Genomic DNA, 16,208 nt, shown 5'->3' on the forward strand with positions numbered 1-16,208 from the left:
ATTTGTTTTCACTTGGGAGCGCAAAATTCATTTTTTATTAAATGTTATTATAACATTAATCTATTTCTAATGTTGGCCAGGAATCATAACACTATGTTAATTTTTTTTAATGACTTTAGTAACATTAAGGTTCTAGTTTCGCAAAAAACAAACGAAACACACAATGAAAAAAATTTATTTAGTAGCAACCTTCATGCTTTTGGCCTTTGCAGGTTATGCTCAAAAAGCGATAATATCAGGAAAGGTATTAGATGCTGATGACAAACTTCCTTTGCCCGGAGCAATGATTCAGATTGTAGGCGAAAACAAATACACGGTTTCCGATTACAATGGTCGTTTTGAATTGCTTAATATAAATGTCGGTACGTATAAGGTTTTAGTAAAATATATTGGTTATACTTCAATAACACATGAAATAACAGTTGAACAAGGAAAAAATAATGTACTTGACTTTGTCCTTAAAGCGTCAGGAACTGAATTGAATGAAGTGATTGTCGGAGACATCTTAAAAGGTCAGGCTAAAGCCTTAAACCAGCAAAAAAACAATAAAAATATCGGAAACGTAATTTCTTCTGATCAGGTAGGCCGTTTTCCTGATGTCAATGTGGGAGACGCCTTAAAACGTGTTCCGGGAATCACGATGCAAAATGATCAGGGTGAAGCGCGTAATATCATCATAAGAGGTTTAGCGCCTTCTCTGAACTCCGTTACCTTAAATGGCGACAGAATTCCATCTGCTGAAGGAGACAACAGAAATGTACAAATGGATTTAATTCCGTCTGATATGATTTCAACTATTGAGGTGAACAAAACACTGACTTCAGATATGGATGCAGATGCTATCGGGGGTTCTGTAAATTTAATTACCAGAGCCACTCCGAACGGCGAAAGAATTTCTGCAACTCTTGCCGGAGGTTATTTACCAATACGCGAAAATGCAAGCTACACCGCAGGTTTGGTCTATGGAAACCGTTTTTTTGACAACAAATTAGGGGCTGTTTTCAGCGGATCTTATAATAATGTTGATTACGGTTCAGACAATATCGAAAACGAATGGGTAAAAGATGAATTTGGAAATGAATATTTACAAGCTTCAGAAGTTAGAAAATACGATGTACAGCGTATTCGCCGCAGCGGATCTGTTGCTTTAGATTATAAATTTGACGAAAATAACACCATTTTTGCCAATGCTATTTATAACTGGAGAGATGACCGGGAAAATCGTTTCAGAACAACTTACGATGATATCGAACCGATTTACAATGGCGAAACCATTACCGGCTTTGAAGGTCGTGTAAAACGCCAGACAAAAGGCGGAGTTGACAACAGCAGAAACAAAAACAGAAGATTAGAAGATCAGCGTGTACAGAATTACTCTATTCGCGGAGAGCATTTAATCAACTCGAAATTAGATCTGGACTGGTCGGCAAATTATGCCAAAGCGAGAGAATACCGTCCGGGTGAACGTTATATCGAATACCGTCAGAAAGGTTTGGAAATCAACGAAAACTTATCTGATTTAAGATTTCCGTTATTAACTACAACCGGAGAATCTGTCGAGGATTTCGAATTCGATTCCGTAACAGAAAATACAGATGATACGAGCGAAAGTGAATTTGGAGCCAAAGTAAACATCCGTTTTCCGTTTACTATTATTCCGGCTCAGAAAGGAAGGCTTAGAACAGGGCTTAGACTTCGTTTAAAAGAAAAAAAAAGAGATAATATTTTCTTTTCATATGAACCAACAGGTGATGGAATGGAATTGTTGTCAGAAATTCCAACAAGTTATTTTGATGGTAAAAACTTTAATCCGGGCAGCAAATATGTTCCGGGAACCTTTGCTTCTGCCAGTTTCTTAGGAAGTCTTGATTTGAATAACGCAACTTTATTTGATAAAGAAGCTGATGCTGCCGAATATTTGGCGGTAAACTATACTGCCAAAGAAAACATTTATGCGGCGTATGTAAGATGGGATCAGGATTTTAATGACAAACTATCAATGGTACTGGGTTTCCGTGTGGAAAACACGCATATCGACTACACCGGAAATCGTGTCTTAGACGAAGAAGAATTAGAAAGTAAAATCAATACGACCAATTCGTATACCAATGTATTACCAAGCATCTCGTTCCAATATAATGCTACGAAAGATTTAGTTTTAAGAGCGGCTGCTACAACCGCTTTGGCAAGACCAAACTATTACGCTTTGGCTCCTTATGTTAACAATATTGCTGCCGATAAAGAAATTACAGCCGGAAATCCGGACCTTGATGTAACCTATTCCTATAACTATGATTTCATGGCAGAAAATTATTTCAAATCTGTCGGATTAATTTCAGGAGGTGTTTTCTACAAAAAATTAAACGATTTCATCTACAACTACAGCGACAACCAATATACGGATGCAAAATTTGCCAATGATTTTCCAAATCAGGCCAATCCAATTCCGGTGGGAGAAAACTGGTCATTTGTACAATCCAGAAACGGGGATACTGTTGACGTGTATGGTTTTGAAGTCGCATTTCAGCGTCAGTTAGATTTCCTTCCGGGAAAATTCCTGAAAGGTTTTGGAATCTACCTGAACTATACTTATACCAAATCTAAAGCGAAAGGAATCGCCGATGAAGACGGAAACGAAAGAAACAACATCAGCCTTCCGGGTACCACTCCTCACATGTTCAACGGATCGTTATCATGGGAAAACAAAAGATTTTCTGCCAGAGTTTCAACCAATTTTACTTCTGATTATTTAGATGAATTAGGCTCCGAATCTTACAAAGACAGCTATTATGACAAACAGCTTTTTGTTGATGCCAATGCTTCTTTCAAAATCACACCGAAATTGCGTCTTTTTGCAGAAGCCAATAATTTAACCAACCAACCGTTGCGCTACTATCAGGGTGTAGAGGCGCATACCAAACAAGCAGAATACTATCAGGCCAGATATAATTTTGGATTGAAATTCGACTTGTAATAATCAATTTATATAATTCTTACATTAGACAGGGCTTAACCGCTCTGTCTAATTGCATTAAAATAATGAACCAAATGAAAAATAAATCAATACTGTCATTTTTACTTTTAGGTGTTTTATTCGTTTCCTGTAAAGAAGACAAATTAGCTCCAATTGCTAAAAATGCCGTAAAACCAACAGCCGTTACAGCAGTTTTACCTCACGACACAGATGATCCCTCTATCTGGATTCACCCGACAGATCCTTCAAAAAGTATAATTATAGGGACTGACAAAGACACTGATGGTGGTTTGTACGCTTTTGACCTGAACGGGAAAATTCTAAAAAAATCAATTGCGTTAAAAAGACCTAACAATGTTGATATTGCTTACGGCTTAGTAATTGACGGAAAAAAAACAGATATTGCCGTTACTACAGAACGTGAAAGCAACAAAATCAGAATTTTCAGCCTGCCGGATTTAGAACCCATTGACAATGGCGGAATTCCTGTTTTTGAAGGTGAAGCATTACGCGACCCAATGGGAATTGCACTATATACACGACCAAATGATAAAAAGATTTTTGCTATTGTAGGCAGAAAATCAGGGCCTTCAGGAAGTTATTTATGGCAATACGAACTTTCCGGTACCGGAAAAGCAGCAACTGCAAAAGTGGTTCGGAAATTTGGAGCCTATAGCGGAAAAAAAGAAATCGAAGCCATTGCGGTTGATAACGAATTGGGAACCGTTTTATATTGTGACGAACAATTCGGAATCAGAAAATACAAAGCTGATCCGGCTTTAAACGATAATAAAGAACTGGCACTTTTTGGAAAAACAGGTTTCAAAGCCGATAATGAAGGAATCGCGATTTACAAAAAGACCGATTCTACAGGTTATATTTTAGTATCGAACCAACAAGCCAATACTTTTATGGTGTATCCGAGAGAAGGGGCAAAAGGGAATCCGGACAATTATCCGTTACTGGCAGAAATCCCAACATCCACAATCGAATGTGACGGAGCGGATGTTACCAGCCTTAATTTAGGCGGGAAATATAAAAACGGCCTTTTCGTAGCCATGAGCAACGGAATGGTTTTTCAGTATTACGCCTGGGATTTAATTCAGGCACGTATCGATAAGGAGTAGTTTTTAGTCGCAGAGTTCAGTCGCAGTCGCGGTATTCAGTTTTCAGTTTCTTACCGGGGACTGAAAACTGAGACTGAAAACCCAAAATCTGTCAGGCTGAGCGAAGTCGAAGCCCCGCAACGAAAGCCCTTCGACTTCGCTCACGTTGACACCGAAAACCGAAAACTGAGACTGCGACTGCGACTGAAGACTTAGACTGAGACCGAGACAAAAAAAAAGCTGTTCATAACGAACAGCTTTTTCAAGTTTGAATTAGTAATTTCCTTATTCTGTAATCGGTGCGCCGGCCAAAATTTCGGCATTGGCAAACTCTTCAAATTTGGCAAAATTAGCTTTGAATTTCTGAGCCAGTTCAATTGCTTTTTTGTCGTATAAATCTTTGTCTTCCCAGGTGTTTCTAGGGTTTAAAATCTCGCTTGGAACATTCGGGCAACTTTGTGGTTTTGCGATTCCAAAAACCTTGTGGTTTTTAAATTCTACATTGTCCAGTTCACCGTTTAGGGCTGCAGTAATCATCGCACGGGTATATTTCAGCTTCATACGTGTTCCGGTTCCGTAAGCACCACCAGTCCAGCCCGTATTAATCAACCATACTTTTACATCTGCATCTTTCATCTTTTTAGTCAGCATTTCTGCATAACGCGTTGGGTGCAAAGGCATGAATGGTGCTCCAAAACAAGCGGAGAAATTAGGTTGTGGTTCTGTAACTCCTGCTTCAGTCCCTGCAACTTTAGCCGTATATCCTGAAATAAAATGGTAAGCGGCCTGACCAGGAGTCAGTTTTGAGATTGGAGGCAAAATTCCGAAAGAATCTGCCGTTAGGAAAAATATATTTTTAGGGTTATGTCCTATAGACCCCGGCTGAATATTGTCGATATGTGTGATTGGGTAACTAACACGTGTATTTTGAGTGATCGAAACATCATCGTAATCCACTTCGTTTGTTCCTGCTTTGAAAACCACATTTTCTAAAAGTGCTCCTTTTTTGATCGCTCTGAAAATGTCCGGCTCGTTTTCTTCCGTTAAATTAATCACTTTAGCATAACAGCCACCTTCAAAATTGAAAACGGTATTTTCAGCAGTCCATCCGTGTTCATCATCACCAATTAATTTACGGGCAGGATCTGCTGATAAAGTTGTTTTTCCTGTACCTGATAATCCGAAGAAAATGGCAGTATCTCCTGCTTCACCCACATTGGCGCTGCAGTGCATTGGTAATGTATTTTTGAAAACCGGTAAAATAAAATTCAAGGCAGAAAAAATTCCTTTTTTCATTTCTCCTGTATATCCTGTTCCACCGATAAGGGCAATTTTTTTGGTAAAATCCAGAATCGCAAAATTAGACTGACGTGTTCCGTCTACAGCAGGATCTGCCATAAAACTTGGTGCACAAATTACCGTCCATTCCGGAGTAAAGTTAGCTAATTCTGAGTCTTCAGGTCTTAAAAACATATTGTAACAAAACAAATTAGACCATGCCGTTTCAGTTACTACACGAACATTTAATCTGTAATTGGCATCAGAACAAACGTAAGAGTCTCTGACAAATACTTCTTTATGAGATAAAAACTGAGTTACTTTATTGTATAACTTTTCAAAAGCTTCCGGTGAAAACGGGATGTTTACATTTCCCCACCAAACTTTATCTTCTGTAATGCTGTCCTTTACAATAAAACGATCCTGTGGAGAACGTCCTGTAAATTCGCCCGTATTAATTGCCAATGCCCCCGTAGAGTTCTCCACACCCTGGCCTGCCTGCAAAGTAATCGCATGCAATTCATCTGCTGATAATTGATAGCGAACTGTTGCATTTTCAATTCCCAGTTCTTTTAACGAAATCGATTGCGTGAAAAGTGTGTTAGTGTCCATAAATTTTGTTGTTGTGTGTGTTTCTTTTTTTAGTGAACAAACATAATTACTTTGATTCTAAGCTTTTATACTCAAAACATGAATTGTTATATTTTTTATCAATACCGATAAAAACCAATAAAAACTCACATAAGCAATCTTATATGTTATTTATGAGACAAAATTAAAGATTAATTTTTAGATAGAATTTTTTATTCGGGATTTTATGATTTTTTCCTCAAAATAGTAGCAAATAACACCAACCATGCAAGAATTAATAAAAATCCTCCTAAAGGTGTTGCGAATACGATAATTTTTGAGTCGAAAACGGTATACTCTTTTGTCACTAATAAATAGATAGATCCGCTAAACAGCACCACACCCGCCACTGCCAGATTATAGATGGTCTTTAAGGTTTTTTCAGCAATATCTTTTCGGGTCGATAGAAAAAACAGAAAAAAAGCGTGGTACATCTGATAACGAACGCCAACTTCAAAAGTATTTAATTGTTCCACCGATAGCCATTTTTTAAGAAGATGGGCTCCGAAAGCTCCCAAAATAATCGCCAACATCCCGATAAATGCACCTGTCAAAACAATTTTTCTTTTCATGTTTTCTATGTTTTTCAATATTTCAAACAAAAATACTTCAAACCATTTAAAAAACTTTTCTCTTTTCGAAAATCTTTTGCAGTAAAGGGAATTTGTTCGTTTTATTCTTAAAATTAAAAATAAATGATTTTTTTTGAACAATCCGATTGTTATATTTATAACATTTTAATATATTTGTGTTATAAATATAAAACATGAGAAGCATTTTAATTATTGGAGCCGGTCGTTCTGCCTCTTCGCTGATCCGTTATTTACTTTCCAAGTCAGAGAGTGAAAATCTACATCTTGTTGTAGCCGACTTATCGTTAGCCCTCGCAGAAAAAAAAACGCAGCAACATCCGAATGCCACTCCAATAGCTTTAGACATATTTAATATTACCGAAAGAAAAGAAGCCATAGAAAAAGCGTCTATTGTAATATCGATGCTTCCCGCACATTTGCATATTGAGATTGCCAAAGACTGTATTCAATTCGGGAAACACCTTGTCACCGCTTCTTATATAAGTGATGCGATGCAGGCATTAAATGAGGAAGCAAAAGAAAACAACCTGATCTTCATGAACGAAATTGGTCTTGACCCCGGAATAGACCATATGAGCGCCATGAAAGTCATTGATGAAATCAGGGCAAAAGGCGGAAAAATGCTGCTTTTTGAATCTTTTTGCGGCGGACTAGTCGCTCCTGAATGCGACAATAATTTATGGAATTATAAATTTACCTGGGCACCCCGAAACGTAGTTTTAGCAGGACAAGGCGGTGCCGCAAAGTTTGTTCAGGAAGGTACTTATAAATACATTCCGTATTGCAATTTATTCCGAAGAACTGAATTCCTTGAGGTGGAAGGTTACGGAAAATTTGAAGCGTACTCTAATCGGGATTCGTTAAAATACCGCTCTATTTACGGATTAGACGATATCCTGACGTTGTACAGGGGAACCATCAGAAGAGTGGGTTATTCGAAAGCCTGGAATATGTTTGTGCAGCTTGGAATGACGGATGACAGTTATATTATGGAAGATTCCGAAAACATGAGCTATCGCCAGTTTGTGAATTCTTTTTTACCGTATCATCCAACTGATTCTGTTGAAATCAAGACCCGATTAATCTTAAAAATTGATCAGGACGATATTATGTGGGACAAACTTCTGGAACTGGATTTGTTCAATCCGCATAAAAAAGTGAATTTATCAAATGCCACTCCGGCCCAAATCTTAGAAAAAATACTTTCCGACAGCTGGACATTAGAGCCAGACGATAAAGATATGATTGTCATGTACCACAAATTCGGATACGAAATAAACGACGAGAAAAAGCAAATCGATTCTAAAATGGTTTGCATCGGAGACGATCAGACCTATACCGCGATGGCAAAAACAGTCGGATTACCGGTTGCCATGGCTACTTTATTGATTTTGAATGGAAAAATCACAACCCCTGGCGTTCAGCTTCCGATAAACAAAGAAGTGTATCTGCCTATTTTAAAAGAATTAGAAGAGTATGGTGTTGTTTTCAACGAACAGACCATGCCTTACTTTGGCTATAATCCGGACTTGTTTTAGTCCTGATTTATTTATTTTTTTTGAGAATTTTTTTTAGTTTTTAATTTTATCCGCTTCTAAAATTTTAGAAGCGGATTTTTTTATTATTCCTACTGAGCCTGAATTGTGATAGGCAAACTGTACATCGTAGCCACCGGCTCTCCGTTAACTTTCCCCGGCAGCCAGTTCGGACATAACTTAAGCACTCTGATAGCTTCGTCACCTGTTCCGTAGCCAATATCTCTTAATAATTTGAAATCAGACAACGCTCCGTCTTTTTCTACAATAAAAGTGACATACACTCTTCCCTTTAACTTGACATCTGCCGGTGTCACAGGCATTTTATAATTCTGACCAATGAACTTATAAAACAGTTCAATTCCCCCCGGATAACTAGGATTTTCAGTTAAATCAGTTGTTTTATAAATACTACCTTCCTCTTTTTTTACTTTTTGATTTTTCGGGTCATACAAATCAATTTCTACAGATTCGGGACCTCCTTTTTCAAGTTTGGTATCAATTTCTTCTTTCGTTGCCGGAAATTTTACTCCCTCCAATAAATTTGGCACTACTTTCTTTTCAGCCGGGCTAAGGTCTTTATATTTTTTCTCGGTCACTACAATTCCTTTGTCATCTTTTATTTTAAAAGTGGTTCTATCGTAGTACGCATCCATAATACTTGCCTTTTTAGCAGTTTCTTTAGTAGTAGCATTTGATTTTATTTTTGTTTCCTGCGCTACCGTTTTAGTACATAAGAAATAAACCAGTCCGGTTAATAATGGTAAAAGAATTGTCTTTTTAAAAAATCCCCTTGACGCAGAGGTTGTGGTTGTCATCATAATTAATCTTTTTTTAGTTACAGAATAGTTCAAATTACTGGCCAGGTAATAGATCGGATTATGATTCGCTTTTGCCAATAATAAATTCTGGTAAAACGAAACATTGTTATGTGATTTTACAACTTTTTCATCTGCAAGGAATTCGTGATTGAGTTGTATTGCTTTTTTATAAAAAATAAAAATTGGATGGAACCAAAAAACAGTTTTAATTATTTCTATTAATAAGACATCAAGAGAATGCTTCTGATTAACGTGAATGAGCTCATGCGTAAATAATTCGGTTTCAATTTTATTGTTTTGAAACTCTTCTTCATTTATGAAAATAGTATTGAGAAATGTATACGGCAGCGTTTGTTCCTTCAGTAAAACCAAGGTTGCCTTTTGGTGCTTTAGTGTAACACCGGATTTTGTTTTTTTAATCAGTTTATATAAATTGTTTACAAATCTGAAAAATAAAACTGTCGTTACTATTCCGTATAAAAACCAGCCAAGAATAACATAAATTGAAGTTTTCTCCGCTACTATATTGGCGGTAATTTTTCCCGGAAGCACAACATTTGTATTTGCGACATCCGCCACTTCTTTTATAATTTCGATCGTAACAAAGGGAAGTACAAACGAAATTACAAGACTTCCAAGCAGGAAAAACCTATTGAATTGATGAAATTTTTCCTTTTCTAAAAGCAAATAGTAAGTACCCAGAAGCACACACAATGCAATCGTCGATTTGATAAGAAAGTCTGTCATTTTTTCTTTTTTTGAATTTGAGAATCGATTATTTTTCTAAGTTCTTCCAATTCAGAAGTGCTAAGATTGGTTTCAGTCGTAAAAAACGAAGCAAACTGCGAGGCCGAATTATTAAAGAAATTACTAATCAGTCCGTTGACGTGTTTGGAAAAATAAACCGTCTTTTCGACCAAAGGATAATATTCCCTCGAATTCCCGAATTCATTATACGCAACAAATTTCTTGTCGATCATTCGTTTCAGCAAAGTCGCGACTGTCGTTGTTGCCGGTTTTGGATCGGGATACGCTTCAAGCAAATCTTTCATAAAAGCCTTTTCAAGCTTCCACAGATGCTCCATTAATTGTTCTTCTGAGTTTGATAATTGCATTTTTTGAGGTTCTAAGGTTCTGAGTTACTAAGTTTTTGAGTTTTTTTTGGCACTAATTACACGAATTTTCGCGAATTTTTATTTTGCCACAGATTAATTGATTTCAATGATTTAATGTATATTTTATTTTTTTACTCTACACTTATAGTTGTTGCTCTACAAATGTAGAGATTAATTTTTAATGTGCAAGAGAAATTTTAAAAAAGTTACTAAGGACCTAAGTCGCTAAGGCTCTGAGGTTTTCTTTTGAGGTTCAATAGGCAGGTGCAAAGAGGCAGAGGCTCAAAGGAACAAAGGCTTTTTTGACAGGCAAAGGTGCATAGATGCGAGGTACAAAGGCTTTTTCAATAGCCCCCAGCTTTAGCTGGGGGTTTACAATAGTGCAGAAGAAAATGGCTTTAGTCAAATAATTAACCCCGAAGATTAAAAATTTCGATTAAAGCAAAAAAAAAACTCCGGCTAAAAGCCGGAGTCTATATAATCTAAAACACATACGGTGTTAAAACCTTTGCGCCTTTGCACCTATGTTCCTTTGAACCTTTTTCCAAAAACCTACTTCGAAAGCTCTACAAAATACTTGTAAAACAACGGAATCGTTTCAATTCCTTTCAAGTAATTAAAGATTCCGAAATGCTCGTTTGGGGAGTGAATCGCGTCACTGTCCAATCCGAAGCCCATGAGGATCGTTTTGCTTTTCAGTTCTTTTTCGAACAAAGCTACAATCGGAATACTTCCACCGGAACGAACCGGAATTGCCGGAACTCCAAAAGTTTCGGTATACGCTTTGTTTGCCGCCTGATATCCAATACTGTCAATTGGCGTTACATAACCCTGTCCTCCGTGGTGCGGCGTTACTTTTACAGTAACTCCCGACGGTGCAATGCTTGTAAAATGTTTCGTGAAAAGTTCTGTGATTTCATGCCAGTCCTGATTTGGAACCAAACGCATCGAGATTTTAGCGAAAGCTTTGCTCGCAATAACCGTTTTGGCACCTTCACCCTGATATCCGCCCCAGATTCCGTTTACGTCTAAAGTTGGACGAATCGAGTTGCGTTCGTTGGTTACATATCCTTTTTCACCATAAACATCATTTAGCGCCAAGGCATTTTTATATTTTTCTAAACTGAAAGGCGCTTTTGCCATTTCAGCTCTTTCTTCAGTAGATAATTCCTGAACGTTATCGTAGAAACCCGGAATCGTAATATGATTGTCTTCGTCATGAAGCGAAGCGATCATTTTTGCCAGAACGTTAATCGGGTTTGCTACTGCCCCACCGTATAAACCGGAATGCAAATCACGATTCGGGCCTGTAACTTCTACCTCAACATAACTCAAACCACGTAAACCTGTCGTGATCGACGGTTGTTGGTTTGAAATCATTCCGGTATCTGAAATTAGGATTACGTCGTTTTTCAGTTTTTCCTGATTGCGTTCTACGAACCAGGCCAAACTTGCCGAACCTACTTCTTCTTCGCCTTCGATCATGAATTTTACGTTACAAGGCAGCGTATTCGTTTGCACCATTAGCTCTAAGGCTTTTACGTGCATGTACATCTGACCTTTGTCGTCGCAGGCTCCACGCGCAAAAATAGCGCCTTCCGGATGAATTTCCGTGTTTTTGATCACGGGTGCAAAGGGTGGCGATGTCCATAATTCGATTGGATCTGGTGGTTGTACATCATAATGTCCGTATACGAGAACGGTAGGTAGATTAGGGTCGATTATTTTCTCTCCGTAGATGATTGGATAACCCGGAGTATCGCAAATTTCGACAAAATCGCAGCCTGCTTTCGATAAACTTTCCTTTACAGCTTCGGCCGTGTCAATAACATCTTGCGAATATGCGGTGTCGGCACTTACCGACGGAATTTTTAATAATTCGATCAACTCATTGATAAAGCGATCTTTATGTTGTTGAACGTAAGATTTTATATTTTCCATTTATTTAATTTTTACAGAAATTCAAAAATACAAAAAATAGAATTAATATTTTTTTGCAAAAATGCTTTGAAATTTAGAAGTTATGTTTATCTTTGCACCCACAATTGAGCGGATATGGTGAAATTGGTAGACATGCCAGACTTAGGATCTGGTGCCGCAAGGCGTGTAGGTTCGAGTCCTATTATCCGCACTTTATAAAATTATAAAACCCTTAAAATCAACATTTTAAGGGTTTTTTGTTTTGGATTTTGCCGAAATTTTGCCTAAATATTTAGCCTTTTATTTCATTATCTAGTGTTGTAGATCAAAACTTATTAGGATTGCTGTTTATGACAAATTCTAATAAAAGCTACCTAAATGTACTTTCCTGATAAGAAATAGTCTTAAAATCGATTTTCAATCAAAATAACCTTTAAAATGAAAAAGCAGCATCTAAAACTTAGAATGCTGCTTTCACTTTAAATTGGAATAATTTATTGTTTTATCATAACATAATCACCACCTTTAATAGTTCCCGGCTTTGGCTTTGGATCACCTTCCTTAACAGCAATGGGACCTGTATACCAAATGTATGCTATAATTGCGTCTTTACCATTCACAGTTGTTTTTCTAATTTCGATTTCTCCGTAATTTGGAGATAATGGATCAGAAAAACCAAGCCTTAATCGTTTTTCATCAGGTCTGCAATCATCACAACCTGATACTGTTCCGGTTAGAATTCTTTTTCCCACTATAGTATTATCATTACTTGTTGGAGTTAATTGGTTTAATGTATTCACCTTTTCAACTCCATTTTCGATCCATTGATATTCGCCCGCAATCAAATCTTCATAAAAGACCCCATTTCTGGAAGTCATAATGTTTTTTTGTAGTTTTAATTTAAATGAAATAGTAGCATTGGTGAATAAATAGGTACCATCATATCCGGTTAACACGTTTTTTGTGTCTTTGTAATAAGCACCTTTAATCGTATTAGACACTGATATATCCTTAATATCAAGCACCGGACTTTGCGCCATACAGCTGTTTAAAAGAATAAAAAATAGTGCGAAGTTAATATAGTTTTTCATCGTTATTTGTTGTTTAAGTACATGGTACTGCTATTGCTTTTTTTGTTGTTTTATCGATCACTAATTTATCCCATTTGGTAAGGGTGTCATCTGCTTTGTAAAGCGTTATCCCAAAAGAGGCATATTGTGCTAAGAAAGTCTCCTCCAATGCTCCGTTGCTTGCATCATAGACAATTGCTTCGTCATCGTGAATTGATTTAAATTTTTTATCATCGGTTGGATTATTTCTATTATACTTTGGATCATTCCAGATTTCATTTACTTTAGTATCTAATACGGTAATATCATCCACTCTTATAGCGTAAGTATTTATACGTCCTGCATTATCTTTGACAATTACCATTGCAAAAACATCCTCTCGTTTGCTCTCGAATGCGCCATTATAAGCATTTCTTAAAAATCTTACATCTGCAAAAGAAAACATTGCTACTCCTCGTGCCGGATGTGAATGTGCCCCACCTATGTTTGATCCATCTGTTGATAATGGAACTGAAAATTCGTTCATTGAAGATACTTGAGTGTATTCGTATCTGTATGTCCCATCATAATTCATCACTTTTTTTACTTCTACTCCATGCTCAACTACATTTTTAGGAGCCATAACCTTACCTTTTAACCAATCAATACTAGGTTTCATATTACCCGCCTTTGTAACATCAGTAAGGGCTTTCATTTTATCACATGGATTTACAGCAGGCTTAACAGGCGCCGAAGATGTACTGCCACCGCCACCGCCACCGGGTGAAGTATAACCGCCCGGGGTTGTCCCTCCAACTACAGGGCCACGTGGGGTATATACTACCGGAGTGCCTGTACTTGGTCCCGTTACAATAACTGGTCTTAATGGAATTGGATTACCACTAGTACCATCACCGGTTCCGCCATCATTATGGCATCCCTCACCAAAATCAGCGTAAATACAATCACCAGTTTCCGGAGCTTTGTTTGTTTTGTTTCTATCAATCGAAAATTCGGCGACACCCTCTTCAACTACCTGATTATTTAAAAACTTCGCACCTCTTACAAAACCTTTTTTCAAATCCCAAACCGTCATGTACCCCGTAAAATCTCCACCGTCTACAGACTGGCTTTCCGGTTTAATATACTTATTGGAATAGGCTTCAAACAATAGGGCTGAATATCTGCCTTCATCTGATTTATAGATATACAATTTCTGTTCCCAAAATTCGCGCTCATCTTTTTTAAGTTCCGTTAACGGTACAATAATGGTCTCTGTACCGTCCTCTGATCTTGTAACGCTTGCTTCGTTCCAGTTATATTGCATCTTCTGAAATAAAGCATAATTCGCCCCGTTGGCGTCATACTTATCAAACCAGTTCTTGGCCTGATTCATTTTTGCTTCCTGCTGGGTAAATTCGTTTTCACTGGCACAACCAAAGGCAACGAGAATGAAACTGCATAAAACTACTTTTGTAATCTGTTTTAATTTTTTTTTCATTTTTAGGGTTAATTAGTTAAACTAATAATGGTACTATCATTTGATCTTAATGATTTTGGTTACGTAATAAATCGTCACTTATTACAGTTTTTTCTTTCGAAAATCAAAAGTATACTTTTTGATCGTTCTGACCAATAATCTAAGTATTTTTTTACAATAATTTTTAAATGTAGATTTATTTTGATTCCTGGACAAACTGCAGCTGCGGATCTGATTGAAAAAAATCTACATTTTTAACAGTAAAAATAAAATCAAAAAAAACTTAAATCGTGATTTTCGCTTTCCAACGTTCCAACACTTCCACAACCACTGTAAATCAGTCGATTATGTTTTAAATACGTTAGAACGTGTTGGAAAGTCAAAATATACTCCAACGCCTTCCAACAGTTTCCAACACCTTTTCCAACACTTTATTTAATTGTTTTTTTTAATATAAAAGATTATATATTAATAAGTTATGTATACATAAAAATCCTGTTGGAACTGTTGGAAACCAAAAAAGCATTTTTCAAAAAAAATAAGGTAAAAAGGAATAAAAACAGCGCTTTTTTATTTTTACTGCTCTATGGTAGTGTATTTGTAAAAACAATTTGCTCGTTTACCTCGTCATAAATGCTTAATTTTTTAAAATTCACAACATAGGCAGAAGTATTAGAACCGTCCTTTCCAGTTCTAAATCGGTAACTACTTTTTACTTCAACAAAGAAACTTTCCTTTTTTAAAGATTCTTGAATTGTCATTTTACTTGGTATTGATTCTTTGTATTGATTGTGCCATTGTCTTTGTATTTTTGTGTAAGTATTTGAAAAATTAAAATACAAATTATCGCCCTCCACTTTTATATCTCTATCAAATTCCAGTTTATTATCACCATTACTTTTTATACACGCTAAAAAGGAATCCCACCATTTGTTTGTGACACTTGCAGAATTAAATTTATTCATTTGAACCTCACTTATTTTTACAAAATGAAGTATCAAATCAGAATAGGTAAAAGGGAATATTATAAAATCTTTAAAAATTTCGTAAGTCGCGCCCAAAACCCCAAAATTTGTGGATATTCGACTGGGAGAACTTGGGGGCATTTTAGCCTCTATACTTGTTTTGTATAACCTAAATTTAGTTTTAAAACCATCTTTAAATAAACTACGATACTGCAATAACTCGTTAGTAAAAGAACTAATTCCCTTTTCAGTCATATCGTGAAGTTCGTTGTATTTTTTTCTTTCCTCGTCTGTAAAAACGTTTTTACTCATATCTATCCAAAGCAAACGACTAATCAATGCCTTGTCATCGGGCGAATGGTTTCCTGTTAAAATCAAAGATGATAGGATAGGAATTGTTTCAGTACTTGAATTGCTTTCTAAAGTACCTCTTTTATATCCGTTTCTATCCCAAATACCTTTAAGCATTCCATCTAATTGCTTATCTCCGTTTTTGTATTCAGAAAATTGGGAAATTATATTTGAAAATTGAGCCAGTTCCCTAATGTGAGCCTTTGCAGTTGACACACCCCCCTCGACATTTATTGCGGATTGTGGTTTCCCAAAGAAGCTTTGATGCAAATTCCGGTTATATTGATCACCCCATTCCGTTTTAAAGTGAGCACCTGATTCCAGTTCAAAATGACCACCTAATTCCGGTGCAAAGTGAGCACCTCCGTTTTGATTAAAAACTATATTTTTT

The 16,208-nt window shown here is 36.7% G+C and carries 10 protein-coding genes, 1 tRNA gene and 1 pseudogene; 4 read left to right on the top strand and 8 right to left on the bottom strand.

Annotated elements, in window-relative coordinates:
• The first annotated feature begins 163 nt into the window (after positions 1–163).
• Together D0817_RS08510 and D0817_RS08515 are read left to right on the top strand one after the other, a co-directional pair.
• Positions 164–2,974, top strand: a complete 2,811-nt coding sequence (locus tag D0817_RS08510; protein ID WP_127337965.1) for a TonB-dependent receptor — start codon at positions 164–166, stop codon at positions 2,972–2,974.
• A 74-nt stretch (positions 2,975–3,048) separates the two neighbouring features.
• Entirely contained in the window at positions 3,049–4,101 is a 1,053-nt protein-coding gene (locus D0817_RS08515) for a phytase (RefSeq protein WP_127337966.1), read from the top strand.
• A 264-nt stretch (positions 4,102–4,365) separates the two neighbouring features.
• Here D0817_RS08515 and pckA read toward each other — a convergent pair whose 3' ends face one another.
• A complete protein-coding gene (gene pckA, locus D0817_RS08520; protein WP_127337967.1) occupies positions 4,366–5,970 on the bottom strand; it encodes a phosphoenolpyruvate carboxykinase (ATP) in 1,605 nt (534 codons plus the stop codon).
• 203 nt (positions 5,971–6,173) lie between these two features.
• Entirely contained in the window at positions 6,174–6,560 is a 387-nt protein-coding gene (locus D0817_RS08525; protein ID WP_127337968.1) for a DUF423 domain-containing protein, read from the bottom strand.
• A gap of 194 nt (positions 6,561–6,754) precedes the next feature.
• On the opposite strand from D0817_RS08525, the gene D0817_RS08530 reads away from it, so the two are divergent.
• A complete protein-coding gene (locus tag D0817_RS08530) occupies positions 6,755–8,119 on the top strand; it encodes a saccharopine dehydrogenase family protein (protein WP_127337969.1) in 1,365 nt (454 codons plus the stop codon).
• Between the two features lie 89 nt (positions 8,120–8,208).
• Here D0817_RS08530 and D0817_RS08535 read toward each other — a convergent pair whose 3' ends face one another.
• The 3 genes from D0817_RS08535 to D0817_RS08545 form a co-directional block, all read right to left on the bottom strand.
• Positions 8,209–9,684, bottom strand: a complete 1,476-nt coding sequence (locus D0817_RS08535; RefSeq protein ID WP_127337970.1) for a M56 family metallopeptidase — start codon at positions 9,682–9,684, stop codon at positions 8,209–8,211.
• Positions 9,681–10,052 (bottom strand): BlaI/MecI/CopY family transcriptional regulator, encoded by a 372-nt coding sequence (locus D0817_RS08540; protein WP_127337971.1) that lies wholly within the window; start codon positions 10,050–10,052, stop codon positions 9,681–9,683. The genes D0817_RS08535 and D0817_RS08540 overlap by 4 nt, the downstream gene beginning before the upstream one ends.
• 552 nt (positions 10,053–10,604) lie before the next feature.
• On the bottom strand, positions 10,605–11,993 hold the full coding sequence (locus D0817_RS08545; RefSeq protein WP_127337972.1) for a dipeptidase: 1,389 nt from the start codon (positions 11,991–11,993) through the stop codon (positions 10,605–10,607).
• Between the two features lie 108 nt (positions 11,994–12,101).
• Here D0817_RS08545 and D0817_RS08550 point away from each other — a divergent pair.
• Positions 12,102–12,183, top strand: a tRNA-Leu gene (locus D0817_RS08550).
• 283 nt (positions 12,184–12,466) lie between these two features.
• Here the strand turns inward: D0817_RS08550 and D0817_RS08555 are convergent.
• From D0817_RS08555 to D0817_RS25655, 3 genes and pseudogenes are all read right to left on the bottom strand, one after another.
• Positions 12,467–13,063, bottom strand: coding sequence for a DUF6705 family protein (locus tag D0817_RS08555; RefSeq protein ID WP_127337973.1), 597 nt, complete (start codon positions 13,061–13,063; stop codon positions 12,467–12,469).
• A gap of 13 nt (positions 13,064–13,076) precedes the next feature.
• Entirely contained in the window at positions 13,077–14,522 is a 1,446-nt protein-coding gene (locus D0817_RS08560; RefSeq protein ID WP_127337974.1) for a hypothetical protein, read from the bottom strand.
• A 563-nt stretch (positions 14,523–15,085) separates the two neighbouring features.
• A pseudogene (locus D0817_RS25655) lies at positions 15,086–16,208 on the bottom strand (hypothetical protein); the annotation flags it as partial.

The organism is Flavobacterium cupreum (genome assembly GCF_003996965.1).
Classification (GTDB): domain Bacteria; phylum Bacteroidota; class Bacteroidia; order Flavobacteriales; family Flavobacteriaceae; genus Flavobacterium; species Flavobacterium cupreum.

Bases quoted from the DNA above. Each gene is read 5' to 3' on its own strand.
- D0817_RS08510 (WP_127337965.1), top strand. From the start codon at position 164: ATGAAAAAAATTTATTTAGTAGCAACCTTCATGCTTTTGGCCTTTGCA.
- D0817_RS08515 (WP_127337966.1), top strand. From the start codon at position 3,049: ATGAAAAATAAATCAATACTGTCATTTTTACTTTTAGGTGTTTTATTC.
- pckA (WP_127337967.1), bottom strand. From the start codon at position 5,970: ATGGACACTAACACACTTTTCACGCAATCGATTTCGTTAAAAGAACTG.
- D0817_RS08525 (WP_127337968.1), bottom strand. From the start codon at position 6,560: ATGAAAAGAAAAATTGTTTTGACAGGTGCATTTATCGGGATGTTGGCG.
- D0817_RS08530 (WP_127337969.1), top strand. From the start codon at position 6,755: ATGAGAAGCATTTTAATTATTGGAGCCGGTCGTTCTGCCTCTTCGCTG.
- D0817_RS08535 (WP_127337970.1), bottom strand. From the start codon at position 9,684: ATGACAGACTTTCTTATCAAATCGACGATTGCATTGTGTGTGCTTCTG.
- D0817_RS08540 (WP_127337971.1), bottom strand. From the start codon at position 10,052: ATGCAATTATCAAACTCAGAAGAACAATTAATGGAGCATCTGTGGAAG.
- D0817_RS08545 (WP_127337972.1), bottom strand. From the start codon at position 11,993: ATGGAAAATATAAAATCTTACGTTCAACAACATAAAGATCGCTTTATC.
- D0817_RS08555 (WP_127337973.1), bottom strand. From the start codon at position 13,063: ATGAAAAACTATATTAACTTCGCACTATTTTTTATTCTTTTAAACAGC.
- D0817_RS08560 (WP_127337974.1), bottom strand. From the start codon at position 14,522: ATGAAAAAAAAATTAAAACAGATTACAAAAGTAGTTTTATGCAGTTTC.